Origin of the sequence: Pseudomonas sp. THAF187a (genome assembly GCF_009363395.1) — a bacterium.
Taxonomy (GTDB): domain Bacteria; phylum Pseudomonadota; class Gammaproteobacteria; order Pseudomonadales; family Pseudomonadaceae; genus Aquipseudomonas; species Aquipseudomonas khazarica.
This window is the reverse complement of record NZ_CP045349.1, coordinates 973777-991561: the sequence shown is the minus strand read 5'-3', so window position 1 is coordinate 991561 and position 17785 is coordinate 973777. Positions and strand designations below refer to the sequence as shown.

The 17785-nt window shown below is 66.1% G+C and carries 17 protein-coding genes; 3 read left to right on the top strand and 14 right to left on the bottom strand.

What is annotated here, in order from left to right:
- The first annotated feature begins 5 nt into the window (after window positions 1-5).
- Window positions 6-278, top strand: coding sequence for an HPr family phosphocarrier protein (locus tag FIV02_RS04495; protein WP_037046487.1), 273 nt, complete (start codon window positions 6-8; stop codon window positions 276-278).
- A gap of 32 nt (window positions 279-310) precedes the next feature.
- On the opposite strand, the gene FIV02_RS04490 is transcribed toward FIV02_RS04495, so the two are convergent.
- The 6 genes from FIV02_RS04490 to pmbA all read right to left on the bottom strand — a co-directional run bounded on the left by FIV02_RS04490 (window position 311) and on the right by pmbA (window position 5572).
- On the bottom strand, window positions 311-1210 hold the full coding sequence (locus FIV02_RS04490; RefSeq protein WP_256663067.1) for a ZIP family metal transporter: 900 nt from the start codon (window positions 1208-1210) through the stop codon (window positions 311-313).
- Between the two features lie 14 nt (window positions 1211-1224).
- Window positions 1225-1836 (bottom strand): superoxide dismutase, encoded by a 612-nt coding sequence (locus FIV02_RS04485; protein WP_152487926.1) that lies wholly within the window; start codon window positions 1834-1836, stop codon window positions 1225-1227.
- Between the two features lie 12 nt (window positions 1837-1848).
- Window positions 1849-2286 (bottom strand): tetratricopeptide repeat protein, encoded by a 438-nt coding sequence (locus tag FIV02_RS04480; RefSeq protein WP_052178244.1) that lies wholly within the window; start codon window positions 2284-2286, stop codon window positions 1849-1851.
- 29 nt (window positions 2287-2315) lie between these two features.
- A complete protein-coding gene (gene fumC, locus FIV02_RS04475) occupies window positions 2316-3695 on the bottom strand; it encodes a class II fumarate hydratase FumC (protein WP_152490086.1) in 1380 nt (459 codons plus the stop codon).
- Between the two features lies 1 nt (window position 3696).
- Window positions 3697-4089 (bottom strand): hypothetical protein, encoded by a 393-nt coding sequence (locus FIV02_RS04470; protein ID WP_037046475.1) that lies wholly within the window; start codon window positions 4087-4089, stop codon window positions 3697-3699.
- Between the two features lie 136 nt (window positions 4090-4225).
- Window positions 4226-5572 carry a metalloprotease PmbA gene (gene pmbA / locus FIV02_RS04465; RefSeq protein ID WP_134676878.1) on the bottom strand — a complete coding sequence of 449 codons (1347 nt, stop codon included), beginning with the start codon at window positions 5570-5572 and terminating at the stop codon, window positions 4226-4228.
- Window positions 5573-5703: 131 nt separating this feature from the next.
- Between pmbA and yjgA the strand changes: the two genes are divergently transcribed.
- Complete coding sequence (yjgA, locus tag FIV02_RS04460) at window positions 5704-6222, top strand: ribosome biogenesis factor YjgA (RefSeq protein ID WP_152487925.1); 519 nt, start codon at window positions 5704-5706, stop codon at window positions 6220-6222.
- 11 nt (window positions 6223-6233) lie between these two features.
- Here yjgA and tldD read toward each other — a convergent pair whose 3' ends face one another.
- The 8 genes from tldD to mreB form a co-directional block, all read right to left on the bottom strand.
- Window positions 6234-7676: a metalloprotease TldD gene (tldD, locus tag FIV02_RS04455; protein WP_037046460.1), complete on the bottom strand. Its 1443-nt coding sequence runs from the start codon at window positions 7674-7676 to the stop codon at window positions 6234-6236.
- A gap of 2 nt (window positions 7677-7678) precedes the next feature.
- A complete protein-coding gene (locus FIV02_RS04450; RefSeq protein ID WP_152487924.1) occupies window positions 7679-8527 on the bottom strand; it encodes a carbon-nitrogen hydrolase family protein in 849 nt (282 codons plus the stop codon).
- Between the two features lie 49 nt (window positions 8528-8576).
- Window positions 8577-12398, bottom strand: coding sequence for a YhdP family protein (locus tag FIV02_RS04445; RefSeq protein ID WP_152487923.1), 3822 nt, complete (start codon window positions 12396-12398; stop codon window positions 8577-8579).
- 17 nt (window positions 12399-12415) lie between these two features.
- Window positions 12416-13873 (bottom strand): ribonuclease G, encoded by a 1458-nt coding sequence (gene rng, locus FIV02_RS04440; RefSeq protein WP_037046445.1) that lies wholly within the window; start codon window positions 13871-13873, stop codon window positions 12416-12418.
- Between the two features lie 88 nt (window positions 13874-13961).
- Window positions 13962-14564, bottom strand: a complete 603-nt coding sequence (locus FIV02_RS04435; protein WP_152487922.1) for a nucleoside triphosphate pyrophosphatase — start codon at window positions 14562-14564, stop codon at window positions 13962-13964.
- A 49-nt stretch (window positions 14565-14613) separates the two neighbouring features.
- Window positions 14614-15102, bottom strand: a complete 489-nt coding sequence (gene mreD, locus FIV02_RS04430; RefSeq protein ID WP_037046434.1) for a rod shape-determining protein MreD — start codon at window positions 15100-15102, stop codon at window positions 14614-14616.
- Window positions 15102-16016, bottom strand: coding sequence for a rod shape-determining protein MreC (mreC, locus tag FIV02_RS04425; protein ID WP_230622726.1), 915 nt, complete (start codon window positions 16014-16016; stop codon window positions 15102-15104). The genes mreD and mreC overlap by 1 nt, the downstream gene beginning before the upstream one ends.
- Window positions 16017-16216: 200 nt before the next feature.
- The gene (gene mreB, locus FIV02_RS04420; RefSeq protein WP_013714086.1) at window positions 16217-17254 is read right to left on the bottom strand and encodes a rod shape-determining protein MreB; all 1038 of its coding nucleotides are present in this window, start codon (window positions 17252-17254) and stop codon (window positions 16217-16219) included.
- Between the two features lie 236 nt (window positions 17255-17490).
- Here mreB and gatC point away from each other — a divergent pair, with 236 nt between their 5' ends.
- Window positions 17491-17778, top strand: a complete 288-nt coding sequence (gene gatC / locus FIV02_RS04415; protein WP_037046429.1) for an Asp-tRNA(Asn)/Glu-tRNA(Gln) amidotransferase subunit GatC — start codon at window positions 17491-17493, stop codon at window positions 17776-17778.
- The last annotated feature ends 7 nt before the right edge of the window (window positions 17779-17785 follow it).

The following is a 17785-nucleotide window of genomic DNA, read 5'->3' as shown; positions in this document are numbered from 1 at the left end:
CCGCGATGCCAGCACGCGATATCACCATCATCAACAAGCTCGGCCTGCACGCACGTGCTGCGGCCAAGTTCGTTGGCGTGGCTACGACCTACCCCTGCCAGGTACGCATTGGCAGAAGCCCCGAGAGCCTGGTCGATGGCAAGAGCATCATGGCTGTGATGATGCTCGCGGCCGGCAAGGGCACCGATGTGCACCTGTCGACCGAAGGCGAACAGGAGCTGCAAGCGATGGAAGCCCTGGTCGGCCTGATCGAGAACTACTTCGAGGAAGGCGAGTAAGGCCGCGACCAGTTGCACCCGGCTCTTCAGTTCTAGGCCAGGGCCGTATCCAGCACCATCATCAGGCAGAAGCCCATCGCCAGCGCCAGACTGGCATCGCCGCGATAACCGTTGCCGTGCGACTCGGGAATGACTTCGTGAGTCACGGCGACCAGCATGGCCCCCGCAGCCAGCGCCAACCCCCAAGGCAACAGTAACTGCGACAGGCTCACCACCCAGGCGCAGAGCACCGCGAACAGCGGCTCGACCAGCCCGGACGCCGCGCCGATCAGCACCGCCCTACCCCGCCCCATACCGGCACTGGCCAGCACCAGGGCGACGATCAGTCCCTCCGGCACGTCCTGCAGGGCGATACCGATCACCAGGCCCTCGGCGCCGCTCAGTCCGGCCCCGACAGCCACACCGACAGCCATGCCTTCCGGCACGTTGTGCAGCATGATGGCGATGACGAACAACAGCACGCCCGGCGTCAGACCGGCCTGCGTATCCGGCAGGCACTGCCGCGCGTCCAGCAAACGCGCCAAACCGAGCAACCCAGCCGCGCCCAGCAGCAGGCCAGCACTGCCCAGCGCGCCAGCCGACCAGGGGCCGAACCCCTGCGTGCGCGCCACATCCAGCGCCGGTATCAACAGAGAGAACACTGCCGCCGCAAGCATGACCCCGGCACCGAAGCCGAGCAGACGGTCACGCCAGCGCTGGGACAACTCGCGCATGAACAATACCGGCAGCGCGCCTGACGCCGTGCCGAGAGCGCACAACAGCCCGCCCTGCAAGGCATCCATCAAGCGCGGCTGCGCGTGCGGATCGAGCAGTGCGGTCGACTGGATGAACAGCAGCAACGCACCGCTGAACAGGATGGCCCCACCCAGCAGATAGCGCAGTACTCGTCCGTTGGCGGCTGCCGAGGGGCTCAGCAAGGTTCGCCGCAGCATCACCAGGCGCATCCTCAGCTCGACGCCCGTCGGAATCGACTCGCCACTTCCGCCCAATCGATGACGTTGTAGAAGGCACCAATGTATTCCGGCCGGCGGTTCTGGTAACGCAGGTAGTAGGCGTGCTCCCAGACGTCCAGCCCGAGAATCGGCGTGTTGCCGTGCATCAGCGGACTGTCCTGATTGGCGCTGCTCTCGACCAGTAACCTGCGCTGCGGCGTCACGCTGAGCCAGGCCCAGCCACTGCCGAAACGACTCAGCGCCGCCTGCGTGAAGGCCTCCTTGAATGCCGCGAAACCACCCAGTTCGGTATCGATCGCCAACGCCAGTTCCCCCTCGGGCACGCCGCCTCCGCTGGGCGACATCACCTGCCAGAACAGGCTGTGATTGGCGTGGCCACCCCCCTGGTTGATCACCGCGCCCTGCAGGTTCTGCGGCAGCTCGCTGACCTGACGCAGCAACTGCTCGACGTCCTGCTCGGCATACGCCGTACCTTGCAGCGCCGCGTTGAGGTTGTTGATATAGGTCTGATGATGCTTGGTGTGGTGAATTTCCATGGTCTGCGCATCGATATGCGGTTCCAGGGCATCGTAGGCGTAGGCGAGCGGCGGAAGCTGATAAGGCATTGACGTCATCCTTCAGTGACAGTGACGGCCATTGCAGGCCAGGTGCTGCTGGCGCCTGCTCGGCGCCCCCAGCAAGCGGTCGGTACGCGGGAATGCGCCGTGCTCGGCGATGAACTGCAGCAGTTCGATGTAGGTACGCCGGCTGTGATGCATGGCGATATCCCGCAGCGCCTGGGGCTGCTGCGCGTCGCCCAGGGTCTGCAACAGACGCTCATGGCTGGCGCAGAGGTTCTCCGCCGCCTCCTCCGGCTGGCCCAACGTCAGATGCAGATCGGCCAGGTTGTGGTGCGAGATCACGAACGCGGCCACTGCCATGTTGTGCTCGTGCCAGCGCCCGAACAGCACCTGAGCCTCGGCCAGGGCTTGCAGATAGAGTTCGCGGGCCTGCACCCAGTCGCCGTCCCGAAAGCAGCGGTTGCCCGCTTCGATGATGTGTTTCCAGTGCTCCATGGTTACCTCCCGGCTGCTCGCCAGTGGATTTACAGACCGCCTGCGGTGAGTTTCTCCGGGTCGAGCAGATGCTCGAGTTGCTGACGGCTCAGCTCGGTGTGCTCCAGCGCCACATCGATGATCGGTCGCTGTTCGCGGTAGGCCTGCTTGGCAATCTCCGCGGCCTTGAGGTAGCCGATCAGCGGGTTGAGCGCGGTAACCAGAATCGGGTTGCGCTCCAGCGCCTCCCTGAGCTTCGGCTGGTTGACCTTGAAGCTGCTGATCGCCCGGTCGGCCAGCAGGCGGCTGGCATTGCTCAGTAACTGCATGCTCGACAGCAGGTTGTCGGCCACCAGCGGCAGCATCACGTTGAGCTCGAAGTTGCCGGACTGGCCGGCGATGGCGATGGCCGCGTCGTTGCCGATCACCTGCGCCGCCACCATCGCGGTCGCTTCCGGGATCACCGGATTGACCTTGCCCGGCATGATCGAAGAGCCAGGCTGCAAGGCCTCCAGCTCGATCTCGGCCAGGCCGGCCAGAGGCCCCGAATTCATCCAGCGCAGGTCGTTGGCGATCTTCATCAGCGACACCGCGACCGTCTTCAACTGACCGGAGACGGCAACGGCGGTGTCCTGCGAACCGATCAGGGCGAAGAAGTTGGTGCCGGTGGTGAAAGGCAGACCACTCAGGGTGCTCAGCTCCTGGCAGAACTGCTCGGCAAAACGCGGGTGCGCGTTGACCCCGGTGCCCACCGCCGTACCGCCCTGGGCCAGCGCCTGCAGGGAGGGTTGCAGATGACGCAGGTGCTCGATATTGGCCTGGATCTGCTGCGCCCAGCCGTCGAGCACCTGGCTCATGCGCACCGGCATGGCGTCCATCAGATGGGTACGCCCTGTCTTCACGTAAGGGCGCACTTCCAGCGACTTCTCGCACAGCGCCTGCAGCAGGTGGCCAAGCGCCGGTAGCAGGCGCTCATGCAGCTCGATAGCGGCGCTGACGTGAATGGTCGTGGGAATGATGTCATTGCTGCTCTGCCCGCAATTGACGTGATCGTTGGCACTGACCGCATCGCCCAGCAGGTCGCTGGCCAGGGTGGCGATCACCTCGTTGGCGTTCATGTTGGAGCTGGTGCCAGAGCCGGTCTGGAACACGTCCACCGGGAAATGCGCCATGAAATCGCCGTCGAGCAGTTGCTGGCAGGCACTGACAATGGCATCGCCCATCGGCGCATCGAGCTGCTGCAACTCGACGTTGGCCCGCGCCGCAGCCGCTTTGGCCAGGATCAGCGCACGCACGAAAGCGGCCGGCATACGTTGCCCGGAGATCGGGAAGTTGTTCACCGCGCGCTGCGTCTGCGCGCCATAGAGCGCGCCACCGGGTACGGCCAACTCCCCCATGCTGTCGCGTTCGATACGGGTGCTAGCAGTCATTTCAAGCATGGGATGGTCCCTCAGCTGATTCGTCGTAGGAAAGCGATGGCGCCAGGCGCAGGTGGGCCAGGCGGCTGCGCAATGCATCCAGGCGCAGCAGGCGGCGGCGATCACTGGCAAGCATCTGCAGGGCGTAGAGGGGGCGCCAGGCACGGTCCAGGCACTGGCTGCGCCAATGCCAGGGCAATGCCGGATCGGCAGCGCTGTCGAGCAGCAACTGCGCCAGGTGCCACCACATCCGCCAGGCGTCCAGGCGCCCCTGCGCGACCAGCTGACGCCCCTGCGCCTCGTGGAAATCGAACAGGCGCGGGTCGTCCGGCAGCAACGCGCAGCGGATGCGCAGACCTTGCCAGTGCCAGCAGTCGAGACAGAGCGAGGAGTAGGGATTGTGCATAGAGGCCCACCAGATTACGTAATGATATTTATTCCCATTCTCATGAGATAATCAACACGCAATCCGTGTGGGCTTAGCAGCGCGCCGTGCAGCGGGCGCGCAAGGAGAGAGGCCGACGCGGCGGTCGGCCTGGGGATCAGCTGCCGGCGACCGTCATCCGCTCGATCAGTACCGAGCCGGTGCAGATGTTGCCACGGCGTTCCAGATCGCTGCCGACCGCGACGATCTGGGCGAACATGTCGCGCAGATTGCCGGCGATGGTGACTTCCTGTACCGGGAACTGGATCTCGCCGTTCTCGATCCAGAAACCGGCGGCGCCACGCGAATAATCGCCCGTCACCAGGTTGAGCCCCTGCCCCATTAGCTCGGTCACGAGCAGCCCGCGCCCCATGCGCCGGATCAACGCCTGCTGGTCCTCGTCGCCATGAGTGACGAACAGGTTGTGCACGCCCCCCGAGTTGGCCGTGCTGGGCAGGCCCAGCTTGCGGCCGGAGTAGGTGCCGAGCACGTAGGACACCAGCTCGCCCTTGTCCACGAACGGCTTGGCATAGGTGGCCAGGCCATCGCCGTCGAACGCGGCGCTGCCCAGCGCTCGCGGCAGGTGCGGACGCTCGTCGAGGCTCAGCCACTCGGGGAACAGGCGCTGGCCGAGCGCCCCTTCCAGGAAGGACGAGTGACGATAGAGGTTGCCACCGGAGATGGCTGCCAGCAGGTGACTGAACAGCCCCCCGGCGAGCTCCGCAGCGAACAGCACCGGCACTTCGCATGTCGGCACGGGGCGTGCGCCCAGGCGGCTGACGGCACGTTGCGCCGCGCGCTGGCCAATACCGGCGGCGTCGGCCAGCAACTCGCCCTGGCGGTTGACGTCGTACCAGTAGTCACGCTGCATCTGCCCTTCGCCCTCGGCGATCATCACGCAGCTCAGGCTGTGCCGGGTGCTGGCGTAACCGCCGATGAAGCCATGGCTGTTGCCGTACACGCGGCAGCCCTGATGGGTGTTGAGGCTGGTGCCATCGGCGTTGCGGATGCGCGGGTCAGCAGCGAAGGCCGCCGCTTCGCACGCCAGCGCCTGCTCCACCGCCTGCTCCGGACTGATCGCCCAGGGGTGATAGAGGTCCAGTTCCGGCAACTCGCGCGCCATCAGCGCCGCGTCGGCCAGGCCGGCGCATTCGTCTTCGGATGCGTGCCTGGCGATCGCCAGCGCCGCCGCCACCGTCTCGCGAACGGCGTCGAGGCCGGTCGCCGAGGTACTGGCCGAGCCCTTGCGCTGGCCGACGTACAGGGTGATGCCGAAGCCCTGGTCGCGGTTGAACTCCACGGTTTCCACTTCGCGCTGACGCACCGTGGTCGACAGTCCCTGGCCGATCGAGACCGCCACTTCGCACGCACTGGCACCCTGGCGCGCCGCCTCGGCGAGAATGCTCTCGACCTGCTGCTGCAGCTCTGGCAAGGCCTGCGGCCCGATCTGTTCTAACTCACTCATAACGACTCCTAAAAAGCAGCTTCAAGCTACAAGCTCCTCGCTACAAGAAAAACGCCGAACCCGTTTTTCGCTTGAAGCTTGAAGCTCGCAGCTGCTGTTATCATGGCGGCGTTTCCATCTGGACCCGCCCCATGTCTGATTCTTTCGACGACTTCTCCCTGGAGAAGAGCAAATCCCAGGTCAAGCGCGAACTGCATGCCCTGCAGGAACTCGGCGAGCGACTGACCACGCTCAAACCCGACCTGCTGGCCAAGATGCCGCTGACCGACGCCCTGCGCCGGGCACTGGCCGAGGCGCCGAAGCATACGGCCAACGCGGCGCGCAAACGCCACATCCAGTTCCTCGGCAAGCTGATGCGTGAACAGGATGTCGAGGCGATCCTCGCCATGATCGACCAGGTGGACACCTCCACCCGTGAATACAACGAGCGCTTTCACGCCCTCGAGCGCTGGCGCGACCGCCTGATCGGCGAAGGCGACAGCGCCCTGGAAAGCTTTTTCGAGCTTTACCCCGACGCGGACCGCCAGCACCTGCGCGGTCTTATACGTCATGCCCAGCACGAGGCCGCGCGCAACAAACCGCCGGCAGCCGCACGCAAGGTGTTCAAGTACATCCGTGAACTCGACGAGATCCAGCGCGGCCTGCGCTGACCTCGCACCCTCTAGGCACCGGTACCGCCGACCGTGATCGCATCGATCTTCAGCGTCGGCTGACCAACGCCTACCGGCACCGACTGGCCGTCCTTGCCACAGGTGCCGACACCGCTGTCCAGGGCCAGGTCGTTGCCGACCATGGACACGCGGCTCATGGCTTCCGGCCCATTGCCGATCAAGGTGGCGCCCTTGACCGGCGCAGTGATCTTGCCGTCCTCGATCAGGTAGGCCTCGCTGGTGGAGAACACGAACTTGCCACTGGTGATGTCCACCTGGCCACCGCCCAGGTTGGCGCAATAGATGCCCTTCTTCACCGAACGGATGATTTCTTCCGGATCGCTCTCGCCAGCCAGCATGTAGGTGTTGGTCATGCGCGGCATCGGCAGATGCGCGTAGGACTCACGCCGGCCATTACCGGTGGCGGCGACGCCCATCAGGCGGGCGTTGAGCTTGTCCTGCATGTAGCCCTTGAGCACGCCGTTCTCGATCAGCGTGGTGCACTGCGTCGGCGTACCTTCGTCATCGACGCTGAGCGAGCCGCGACGCTCGGCCAGGGTGCCGTCGTCGACGATGGTGCACAGGCTGGACGCGACCTTCTCGCCCACCTTGCCGCTGTACGCCGAGCTGCCCTTGCGGTTGAAGTCGCCTTCCAGGCCATGGCCTACCGCTTCGTGCAGCAGCACGCCCGACCAGCCCGCGCCCATCACCACCGGCAGGGTCCCGGCAGGCGCGGCAACGGCTTCCAGGTTGACCAGGGCCTGGCGCAGCGCCTCACGGGCATAGCCCATGGCGCGATCCTCGCTGAGGAAATAGCGATAGTCGGTGCGTCCGCCACCGCCATGCCCGCCACGCTCACGACGGCCGTTCTGCTCGACGATGACGCTGACGTTGAAACGCACCAGCGGGCGGATGTCGGCGCTCAGGCTGCCATCATGGGCCGCCACCAGGATGCGGTCCCAGACCCCGGCCAGGCTCACGGTCACCTGCTTGATGCGCGGGTCCAGCGCACGCGTGGCGCGGTCGATGCGTTGCAGCAACTCGACCTTCTCGGCCCGGCCGATGACATCCAGCGGATTGTCCTGGGCATACAGCTGGGTCACCTGCGGGCTGACGAAGGCCTGCACGCGCCCCTGCTGGCCGGCGCGCGAGATCGAGCGCGCCGCACGCGCCGCCTGCTGCAGCGCATCGAGGCTGATCGCGTTGCTGTAGGCGAAGCCGGTCTTCTCGCCCGACTGCGCACGCACGCCGACGCCCTGATCGAGATTGAAGCTGCCCTCCTTGACGATCCCGTCCTCCAGCACCCAGGACTCGGATACCTGGCTCTGGAAATACAGATCAGCCGCGTCGATGCCCGGCCCGGCGACCTCACCCAGCACCGAGCCGAGGCTATCCAGAGTCAGGTCACCTGGGGCGAGCAGGTGCTCGCTGACGGATTGCAACATCGTATTCATGGTCACTCCACAACGATCGGGCGTGCGACGCCCGATGAAAAAAGACGGCGGTGCTGCTGCACCGGCATGCGTTGGCGAATGGCCGCCTGCTCGGCGCCATCGCGTGAAGCCAGCAAGGCGGCTTCGCCCTGATCCTGCTCGACCAGCACGCCCCCCCAGGGGTCGATGATGGCCGAATGGCCGAACGTCCAGCGTGGCCCGGGGTGTTCCCCGCCCTGGCCGGCCGCCAGCAGGTAGCACTGGGTCTCGATGGCGCGGGCCCGGGTCAGCACCTGCCAGTGGGCCGCGCCGGTCACCGCGGTGAACGCCGCCGGCACGCTGATCAGCTCGGCTCCGGCTTCACGCAGCGCGCTATACAGCTCGGGGAAACGCAGGTCATAGCATACCGTCAGCCCGAGCCGACCGACCGGCGTGTCGACCACCACCACCTGCTCGCCATGGGCGAAATCGTCCGATTCGCGATAGCGACCACGATTGTCCGCCACATCGACATCGAACAGGTGCAGCTTGTCATAGCGTGCAGCGCGCTCGCCCTGTTCATCGACCAGCAACGAACAGGCCCGTGGCTTGCCGTCGCGGTCATCATCCGGTGGCAACGGCAGCGTACCGGCCACTATCCATAAGCTGAGGTCACGGGCGGTCTGTTTCAACCAGGGCAGAATCGGCCCCTCGCCCATGGCCTCGGCACGCCCGATGGCGGCCAGGTCGCGCCGGCCCATGGCCGCGAAGTTTTCCGGCAGCACGGCAAGGCGTGCACCACCTTGTGCGGCACGCTCCAGCAAACGCCGGGCCTGCGCGAGGTTGGCCCGCACCTCTGCCTGGCTGACCATCTGTATCACGGCAAGATTCATGGCTGCGCTCATTGCCTCCGGTGCTGACAGCGTACGCCAAGGCGGCGCTTCATTGCGGTTTTTCGAAGGGTTTGTCGAAGCTGATCTTGGGGTCCTGCAGCGGGCCGTCGACGTCGTACTGCACGCTGGCGAATCGCGCCACCTTGTCGCCCAGCAGCTTGTCCACCACGAACAGTGCACCGCCGATGGCCGGCGCACCGACGATCAGCGCCGCCAGCGGCAGGTTGTTGGTCACCGGCAGGGTCACCAGCAATTTGGCGTCGATGCGCTCGTTGCGCATGTCCAGGTTGCCATTGAGTTCCAGGTTGCTCGAGGGCCCTGTCAGGGTGATCGGCTCCTGCGTGACGAACAGGCCATTGGTCGCCTGCAGATTGCCCTTGACCCGGTCGTAGCTGAGGCCCTTGCCCAGCAGGTCGGAGAAGTCCAGGCGCAGGCGGCGGCCGATCGAATTGAAGTTGAGCAGGCCGAACACCCGCAAGGCCTGCGCCGAGCCCTGCACCTCGACGAACTGGCCGCTGCGCAGCGACGGGTCGAGGTTGCCGGAGAAGCGCTTGAGGGAGAACCACGCCGGTGACCCCGGCCAGTTGCCATCGGCATCCACCCGGAAACTCTCGCTGGTGACGCTCGGCGCGAAATCCCAGGCCTTGAGCACCTTGCCAAGGTCATCGCCGTGCAGGCGCCCCTTGTACCAGCTCTGGAGGTTGCCTGGCGTGCCACGCCAGCCGGCGCTGCCACCGATCTTCAGCCCGCGCAGGTCGAGGTCGAGATCGTCGAAGCGAACCCCCTGCGCCTCAGGCCGCACCTTCAGCGACCAGGCCCCCAGCACCTTGTCCCCCCGCTGTACGCGGTCGATCCTGATATCCAGCGCCGGAATCTGCCGGGGGTCGACGCCCGCCAGAGGGTCCGGGGCGTCGTCGGTTGTCAGCGTATCGACGGCTGGGGCTGGCAGGCTCACATGCTGCAAGTCGACCTGGATGGGTACGCCCTCGGCGTCCGCCAGCACCACCCGTCCGCTCGCCAATGCGCTGTCGAGCTGCAGCGCCCAGCCCTGAGACTCTCGCTCGAGGCCGACAGCGAGCTGCTCGATTTCCTGGCCGAAGCCCTTGAAACGGCCGATATCCAGCTGGGCGCTGCGTAACAGGCGCTGGCTGTCAGCGTCCACCTTCAGCGGGTGATCCGCGATGAACTGTTTCCAGGCATCCAGGTCCAGCTCGGCCAGGCGGCCACGCACACGCAGGCCTTGGCTGGTGGGCAGCCGGGCGGGCTCCCCGCCCAGCATCAGCTCGCCACGTCCCTCGGCCAGTGCCGTCGGCGGCGCTGCCAGGTTCAGGCTGGCCAGCCCGCGATAGTCGGCCCAGTAGCGGCGCTCCTTGCCGGACAGCGTCATGCGCCAGTCGGCATAGGCCTCTTGCTCGGCGCTCTTGCCGAAGGGCGCGGGCAGCGCCACATTCACCCCGAGCAGGTTGGAATCGACGCGCAGCTGGCTGTCGTCGCCATCCAGCGTCAGGCGCAGGCGATAGGGCAGCAGGCCGCTGACAGGCAGCGCCTGCGGACCGTTCAACCAGTTGTTGAGGGTGTCGACCTGCACCTGCCCGCGCAGATCGAACAGGGTTCTGGCTTGACCGCGCGTGCCCTCGGAGCTGATCTTGCCGCGCACCTGGCGCCCGAACACCTCGCCACGCACGTCGGGCGAGCTGAGGCCCGCCGCACTGTCGAAACGAAACGCGCCCTTCACCTTGCTCAGCTGCAGGTCCGGGTTGGGCAGCTTGAGACGCGCGCCTTCGGTGGCGAAGTCCACCACCACGACCGGGGCATCCCCCTTGTGCAACGGGATATCCAGCTTCAGGCGTCCGGCCAGCGGCCCCTCGCCCTGCCAGCCGGCGAAGATCTGCGAGGTGCCCAGGGGCGCCTCCTGCAGCAGCTTGATGGCATCACTCAGGCTGCTCTGCACGTCGCCATCGAGGTACAGGTGCGGCGCCTTGCCGTCATGCAGCAGCGGGATATTGGCGGCCACGTCCGTGACCTGACTGTCGAGCAGGCGCCCCTGCTGCAGGCGCACCCGCACGGCATCATCCTCGATCAGCACTTCGCCTGCGCCCTCGCGCAGCGATGGCCAGCCAGGCTGGAAGGCCAGCTCGGCATCCCTGACCTTGAAGAACAGGCTGAGGCTGCGCGCCGCCAGCGGTGCCCCCTTGTGCAGCGAGCCCTGATACTGGAAGTAGCCCTCCTCGACGTGGCCGGCACGGATCGCCGTCTTCAGCCAATGATCGAGTTCCGGGCTCATGCCGGGCGAGAGACTCGGCAGGTACTTCTCGGTGAAGGCCGCATCGCCGTCGCGCAGACCGACACGCAGGTCCATGTAGTCCTCGGCCTCGGGATCGCTCAGCAGGCGGATCAGCATGTCACCCGCAACCTGCCCTTCCTCGCCGTCGACACGCATGTAGGGGCTGTACAGGGTCAGGCCGGCTTCGCTCCAGTCCCAGCTCAGGCGGGCCTGGGCATGGCGATAGCGCCAGGGTTTGGGAAACAGTTCATTGAGGTGCAGGGCAAAGTTCTCGCTGTTCAGGCGCAACTCGCCTTTGAACAGGTTGCCAGAGACGCTGCCGCTGACATTTTCGGCAGCCGGCGCGCCGTGGTAGGCCTGGACGCCCACCTGCTGCAGATTGGCAGCGAAGCGCAGGCGCTCCGCACCTTGGTGCTGCGGGTAGTAGTCGAGCAACAGGTTGTTGACCACGCCGACGGGCGCCAGCGCGACCAGGGCGTCGTGGGCCGCGTCGGGCATGGGCGCCAGCGCCTGCACCAGCGGCGCCCAGGCCGCCAGGTCGAGACGGTCGGCCGTCAGCGCCCAGCGCTCGTCGGTCTCGCCGCCATCGAGTTGTTTCAGGTTCAGGTGCAACTCGCCGATGCGCTGCTCGCCATGGGTCATGGCCAGGGAGTCGATCTGCCCGCGCATGCCCTGCTCGTCGTGCTCGAAGAAGGCGTTGAAGGCCAGGTCCTTGAGGGTCACGGCTTCACGCTTGACCCGACCGCCCACCAGCTCGGGCGCATGCAGGCGCAGCGCAGCTTTATCAAGGGCCAGGCCGTGCCCTTGCAGCCAGAGCTCGCCACCGGCCTGCAGACGCTGCACCTGCCAGTCGCCCAGCAGCGACTTGGGCAACCACGTTGCCCAGTCACTCTGCGGCAGGCTCAGGTAGAGCTCGGACTCCGTCTCGCGCCAGGTCTCGGGCTGCATGCGCGTGCGCAGCCGCAGGGCGACCGGCTGGCCGTCGGGGAGCAGCAGGCGGCCGTCGAGGCGCTGCCGGCTGCTGCCGTAGCTCAGGCTCAGATTGACGTAGCTGAGCAGCAACGGTTCCTGATCGAGCGGCTGCAGCACCACGCGACTGTCGAACAGGCTGACCCGCCGCACCGCCTGCAACTGCCGCAACAGTTGCTCGACATCCGTCTGCCGCTCGCCGCGCTGTGGCCAACCCTGCAGATGCCAGCGCCCTTCGCCGTCCTGCTGCAGGTTCAGCTGTAAACCGTCGAATTGCAGGTGGGCGATGCGGGGCTGGCGTGCCAGCAGGCTGGCCAGCACATCGGGCACCAGTTGTACGCGCTCCAGGCTCAGCCCGTCGTCCTCTGCGCCCAGGCGCACGTCGTGCGCCAGCAGCACCGGGGAGAACCCCTGCCAGCGCCCTTCGAGCCGGCCGATACGCACGGGCACACCCAGCTGCGCGCTAGCCTTGTCCTCCAGTTCGAGGCGGTACTCGGCCACCAGCGGCACCAGCTCGCGCCCCAGGCTGACGTACAGCGCCGCCAGCACCAGCAGCGCGGCAAGGACACCCAGCCCCCAGCGCAGCAAGGTGGTGAACAGGCGCACCAGGCCGTTCACCTCAGCGCTCGCGGCGCTCAGAGCAGCACCACATCGTACTGTTCCTGGGAATACATGGTTTCCACCTGGAACTTGATGGTGCGGCCGATGAAGGCTTCGAGATCGGCGACGTTGCCCGACTCTTCATCGAGCAGGCGGTCGACGACCTTCTGGTTCGCCAGCACCCGGTAGCTTTCCGCCTGGTAGGCCCGCGCCTCGCGCAGGATCTCGCGGAAGATCTCGTAGCAGATGGTCTCGGGAGTCTTCAACTTGCCGCGCCCCTGGCAGGCGCTGCACGGCTCGCAGAGAATCTGCTCGAGGCTCTCGCGGGTACGCTTGCGGGTCATCTGCACCAGGCCCAGCTCGGTGATGCCGATGATGTTGGTCTTGGCGTGATCGCGCTCCAGCTGTTTCTCCAGGGTACGCAGCACCTGGCGCTGGTGCTCCTCGTCCTCCATGTCGATGAAGTCGATGATGATGATCCCGCCCAGGTTGCGCAGGCGCAGCTGGCGGGCGATGGCCGTGGCCGCCTCCAGGTTGGTCTTGAAGATGGTCTCTTCGAGGGTGCGATGGCCGACGAAGGCGCCGGTATTGACGTCGATGGTGCTCATCGCCTCGGCAGGGTCGACCACCAGATAGCCGCCGGACTTCAGCGGCACCTTGCGCTCGAGCGCCCGCTGGATCTCGTCTTCGACGCCATACAGGTCGAAGATCGGTCGCTCGCCGGGGTAATGCTCCAGGCGGTCGGCGATCTCCGGCATCAGCTCGGCGACGAACTGAGTGATCTTCTGGAAGGTCTCGCGCGAGTCCACGCGAATCTTCTCGGTACGCGGGCTGACCAGGTCGCGCAGCGTGCGCAGTGCCAGCGACAGGTCCTCGTAGATCACCGAAGGCGCCTTGGCGGTCTGCACCTGCGCGGAAATCTGATCCCACAGGCGCCGCAGGTAGCGGATGTCGATGAGGATCTCGTCGGCACCGGCCCCCTCGGCAGCCGTGCGCAGAATGAAGCCACCGGCCTCCTCGATCCCCTCGGCGGCCACGCAGTCGGCCACCACCTGCTTGAGGCGGTCGCGCTCGGCTTCGTCCTCGATCTTCAGGGAAATGCCGACGTGGCTGGTGCGCGGCATGTACACCAGGTAGCGCGACGGAATCGACAGCTGAGTGGTCAGGCGCGCGCCCTTGCTGCCGATCGGGTCCTTGGTCACCTGCACCACCAGGCTCTGGCCTTCGTGCACCAGCGCGCTGATCGGCTCGATCGCGGCGCCCTCGCGGGTGGAGATCTCCGAGGCATGGATGAACGCGGCACGTTCCAGGCCGATGTCGACGAAGGCCGCCTGCATGCCGGGCAGCACGCGCACCACCTTGCCCTTGTAGATGTTGCCGACGATGCCACGCTTCTGCGTACGCTCGACGTGCACTTCCTGCAGCACACCGTTTTCCACTACGGCCACACGCGATTCCATCGGCGTGATGTTGATCAGAATCTCTTCGCTCATGCATCCATCCTGGTGATCATGCCGGCCGGACCATAACGCCGCCCCGCGGACTCAAGCTTTCGGGAGTCGCTGGAAACGCCCTGCGTTTCTAGACGCCCCCTTGCGCCGGCAACTGCCAGCAGGCAATACCGAACTGGCCAAGCATCTCGGCAGTTTCGCACAGCGGCAACCCCACCACCGCCGAATAACTGCCCTGCACACGGTTGACGAACACCGCCGCCAGGCCCTGGATACCATAACTGCCGGCCTTGTCGCAGGGCTCGCCACTGGCCCAGTAGGCCTCGATCTCCGCCTCACCGAGGGTGCGGAAACTCACCTCGCTGGTCACCACCCGGGACGACTCCCGCCCGGCGCCCACCAGGGCGACTGCGGTCATGACCTGATGGCTGCGACCGGACAGGCTCAAGAGCATCTCGCGGGACTCGGCGAAGTCGGCCGGCTTGCCGAGAATGCGCCCATCCAGCACCACCGCCGTATCGGCCCCCAGGACCACGGCATCGGCCCGCTCACCCAGGGCACGCAGCCCCGCACGCGCCTTTTCCAGCGCCAGGCGCTCTACATAGACCGCAGCAGGCTCGGCTGGCAACGGGGATTCATCTATCGAGGCGATTTGCGTGACACATGGCACAGCGATCTGGGCCAGCAGTTCACGCCGACGGGGCGAAGCGGAGGCCAGGAACAGCTCGGCCATGCGGGTATCTCCGTTGGCGAGCCGCGACCAGCCGTGCGGCGGGCCGCGCTCAGTTGACGTTGAGGCGCAGGTGCAGACCACGCAGGATGGCGCAGATCCACGGCCAGAGCAGGGCACTGACCAGCGCCGGCAGGATGAAGGCCAGGGTCGGCGGCCGACTGCCGGTCAGCGCATTGAGCCACAGCTGAACCAGCTGGGCCAGACCGAACACCACCATCAGCACCATGCTCTGCTGCCACATGGGGAACATGCGCAGACGCTGGTGCAGGCTCAGCACCAGGAAGGTGATCAACGTCAGGATCAGCGCGTTCTGCCCCAGCAACGTGCCGAACAGCACGTCCTGCGCCAGGCCCAGAACCCAGGCGGTGGTCATGCCGACACGGTGCGGCAGGGCCAGTACCCAGTAGGTCAGCACCAGCGCGACCCACAGTGGGCGGCCGATCTGCATGAACTCGGGCAACGGCGAAACACTGAGTAACAAACCCAGCGCGAGGCTGAGCCAGATCACCCAGCCATTGCGAGGCTGCACGCCAACCATCAGTTCGTCTCCTCTGCGCCAGCGTCCGCAGCCGGCGCCTGCCCATCCGCGGGTGCCTGCTCGCCCTGTCGCGCCTGCTCGGCCTCACGGTCGGCGGCTTCCTGCGCCACGGCGGAGTCGTTGGCACGCTGTTCGGGGGTACGCCGGTCGGAAAACACCAGCAGCAGATAGCGGCTGCGATTGAGCGCCGCAGTGGGCACTGCGCGAACGATGGCGAACGGCTGGCCGGAGTCATGGATCACTTCCTTGACCGTGGCCACCGGATAGCCCGCCGGGAAGCGCTGGCCCATGCCGGAGCTGACCAGCAGATCGCCTTCCTTGATGTCCGCGGTATCCGCCACGTGGCGCAGCTCCAGGCGTTCGGGGTTGCCGGTGCCTACGGCAATGGCGCGCAGGCCGTTGCGATTGACCTGCACCGGGATGCTGTGGGTGTTGTCGGTGAGCAGCAGCACCCGCGAGGTGTAGGGCATGATCTCGACCACCTGGCCCATCAGGCCACGGGCATCGAGCACCGGCTGGCCGAGAAACACGCCGTCCTTCTCGCCCTTGTCGATGAGAATGCGGTGGGTATAGGGGTTGGGATCGACGCCGATCAGCTCGCTGACCAGTACTTCGTCATCCACCAGTGCGGCGGAGTTGAGCAATTCGCGCAGGCGCACGTTCTGCTCGGTGAGGGCCGCCAGCTTCTGCAGGCGGCGCTGCAGCAGCAGGGCCTCGGCCTTGAGCTTCTCGTTCTCGGCCATCAGCTCGCTGCGCGAGGAAATCTGCTGGGTCGCGCCATCCCAGGCCCGCACCGGCAGGTCCGCCAGCCAGTAGAACGGTGTCAGCACCAGGCCCATCTGACTGCGCACCGGCTTGAGCGCCTCGAAGCGGGCATCCACCACCATCAGCGCAGCCGACAGCACCGCCAGCACCAGCAGGCGGATGCCCAGCGAAGGACCTTTGGCGAAGAGCGGCTTAATGACCTGCTCCTTGTGCGCCACGAGGGCGGAAAGCGCGCGAATTCATGCGAAGGGCAAACCGATCTGGCGAAGGTTGAGGCGAGTGTACTGCAATGCTCGAATATGCGCGTGCCGCCCGGAGGCGGCACGACAGCGAGCCCCACGGAAGGTGCTTACTCGGTGGAGAGCAGGTCCATGGCGTGGCGATCCATCATTTCCAGCGCCTTGCCGCCGCCACGGGCGACGCAGGTCAGCGGGTCTTCGGCGACGATCACCGGCAGGCCGGTCTCCTGGCTCAGCAGCTTGTCCAGGTCGCGCAGCAGTGCGCCACCACCGGTCAGCACCAGGCCGCGCTCGGCGATGTCCGAGGCCAGCTCGGGCGGCGATTGCTCCAGCGCGCTCTTCACCGCCTGGACGATGGTCGCCAGGGATTCCTGCAGCGCCTCGAGCACTTCGTTGGAGTTCAGGGTGAAGCTGCGCGGTACGCCCTCGGCCAGGTTGCGGCCGCGAACGTCGACTTCGCGGATCTCGCCGCCCGGGTAGGCGGTACCGATTTCCTGCTTGATGCGCTCGGCGGTGCCTTCACCGATCAGCGAGCCGTAGTTGCGGCGCACGTAGGTGATGATGGCTTCGTCGAAGCGGTCGCCGCCGACGCGGACGGACTCGGCATAGACCACGCCATTGAGGGAGATCAGGGCGATCTCGGTGGTGCCGCCGCCGATATCGACGACCATCGAGCCACGGGCTTCCTCTACCGGCAGGCCGGCACCGATGGCGGCGGCCATCGGCTCTTCGATCAGGAACACTTCACGGGCACCGGCGCCCAGAGCCGATTCACGGATGGCACGGCGCTCGACCTGGGTCGACTTGCACGGCACACAGATCAGCACGCGCGGCGACGGCTGCAGGAAGCTGTTCTCGTGCACCTTGTTGATGAAGTACTGCAGCATCTTCTCGCAGACGCTGAAGTCGGCGATCACGCCATCCTTCATCGGCCGGATGGCGGAGATGTTGCCAGGCGTACGGCCGAGCATGCGCTTGGCCTCGGTGCCGACGGCCACGACACTCTTCTGGTTGCCGTGGGTGCGGATGGCGACCACGGACGGTTCATTCAGGACAATACCGCGCTCGCGCACATAAATAAGGGTATTGGCAGTTCCCAGGTCGATAGACAGATCACTGGAAAACATGCCACGCAGTTTCTTGAACATTAGGAAGGGACCCTAGGCAACGCGTGGGTAAAAAAGTGCGGCAAACTCTAACAACGGCAGGGATTTTGAGCAAGGCGGCAATATGGTAGATTGCCTGTTTTTCCGGGCCTTGTAGCTGCACATCGCGGCCTTTGACCGCCGGCTCGCGACATCCGTTCCCTACAGGCGACGCGGGATGCCCGAGCGCAGCAATTGGCAGACACCCGCCCCGTCACACTTCCACTGGAGACCCCCCAATGGCGCTTGAACGCTCCGAGGTGGAAAAAATCGCCCACCTGGCCCGCCTGGGCCTGAATGACGGCGATATTCCGCAAACCACCGAGACCCTGAACAACATCCTCGGCCTGATCGACCAGATGCAGGCCGTCGACACCCAGGGCATCGAACCCCTGGCCCACCCGCTGGAAGCCACCCAGCGCCTGCGCGCCGACGTGGCCACCGAGGGCAACCAGCGCGACGCCTACCAGGCCATCGCCCCGGCCGTGGAAAGCGGCCTGTACCTCGTGCCGAAAGTCATCGAATAAGGAAAGG

What these genes read in the sequence shown, in the direction of transcription:
- FIV02_RS04470 (WP_037046475.1), bottom strand. Translation starts at nt 4,089, where the DNA reads ATGCACAATCCCTACTCCTCGCTCTGTCTCGACTGCTGGCACTGGCAA.
- FIV02_RS04485 (WP_152487926.1), bottom strand. Translation starts at nt 1,836, where the DNA reads ATGCCTTATCAGCTTCCGCCGCTCGCCTACGCCTACGATGCCCTGGAA.
- rng (WP_037046445.1), bottom strand. Translation starts at nt 13,873, where the DNA reads ATGAGCGAAGAGATTCTGATCAACATCACGCCGATGGAATCGCGTGTG.
- gatC (WP_037046429.1), top strand. Translation starts at nt 17,491, where the DNA reads ATGGCGCTTGAACGCTCCGAGGTGGAAAAAATCGCCCACCTGGCCCGC.
- FIV02_RS04490 (WP_256663067.1), bottom strand. Translation starts at nt 1,210, where the DNA reads ATGCTGCGGCGAACCTTGCTGAGCCCCTCGGCAGCCGCCAACGGACGA.
- yjgA (WP_152487925.1), top strand. Translation starts at nt 5,704, where the DNA reads ATGTCTGATTCTTTCGACGACTTCTCCCTGGAGAAGAGCAAATCCCAG.
- fumC (WP_152490086.1), bottom strand. Translation starts at nt 3,695, where the DNA reads ATGACTGCTAGCACCCGTATCGAACGCGACAGCATGGGGGAGTTGGCC.
- FIV02_RS04480 (WP_052178244.1), bottom strand. Translation starts at nt 2,286, where the DNA reads ATGGAGCACTGGAAACACATCATCGAAGCGGGCAACCGCTGCTTTCGG.
- mreB (WP_013714086.1), bottom strand. Translation starts at nt 17,254, where the DNA reads ATGTTCAAGAAACTGCGTGGCATGTTTTCCAGTGATCTGTCTATCGAC.
- mreD (WP_037046434.1), bottom strand. Translation starts at nt 15,102, where the DNA reads ATGGTTGGCGTGCAGCCTCGCAATGGCTGGGTGATCTGGCTCAGCCTC.
- tldD (WP_037046460.1), bottom strand. Translation starts at nt 7,676, where the DNA reads ATGAATACGATGTTGCAATCCGTCAGCGAGCACCTGCTCGCCCCAGGT.
- FIV02_RS04435 (WP_152487922.1), bottom strand. Translation starts at nt 14,564, where the DNA reads ATGGCCGAGCTGTTCCTGGCCTCCGCTTCGCCCCGTCGGCGTGAACTG.
- pmbA (WP_134676878.1), bottom strand. Translation starts at nt 5,572, where the DNA reads ATGAGTGAGTTAGAACAGATCGGGCCGCAGGCCTTGCCAGAGCTGCAG.
- FIV02_RS04495 (WP_037046487.1), top strand. Translation starts at nt 6, where the DNA reads ATGCCAGCACGCGATATCACCATCATCAACAAGCTCGGCCTGCACGCA.
- FIV02_RS04450 (WP_152487924.1), bottom strand. Translation starts at nt 8,527, where the DNA reads ATGAATCTTGCCGTGATACAGATGGTCAGCCAGGCAGAGGTGCGGGCC.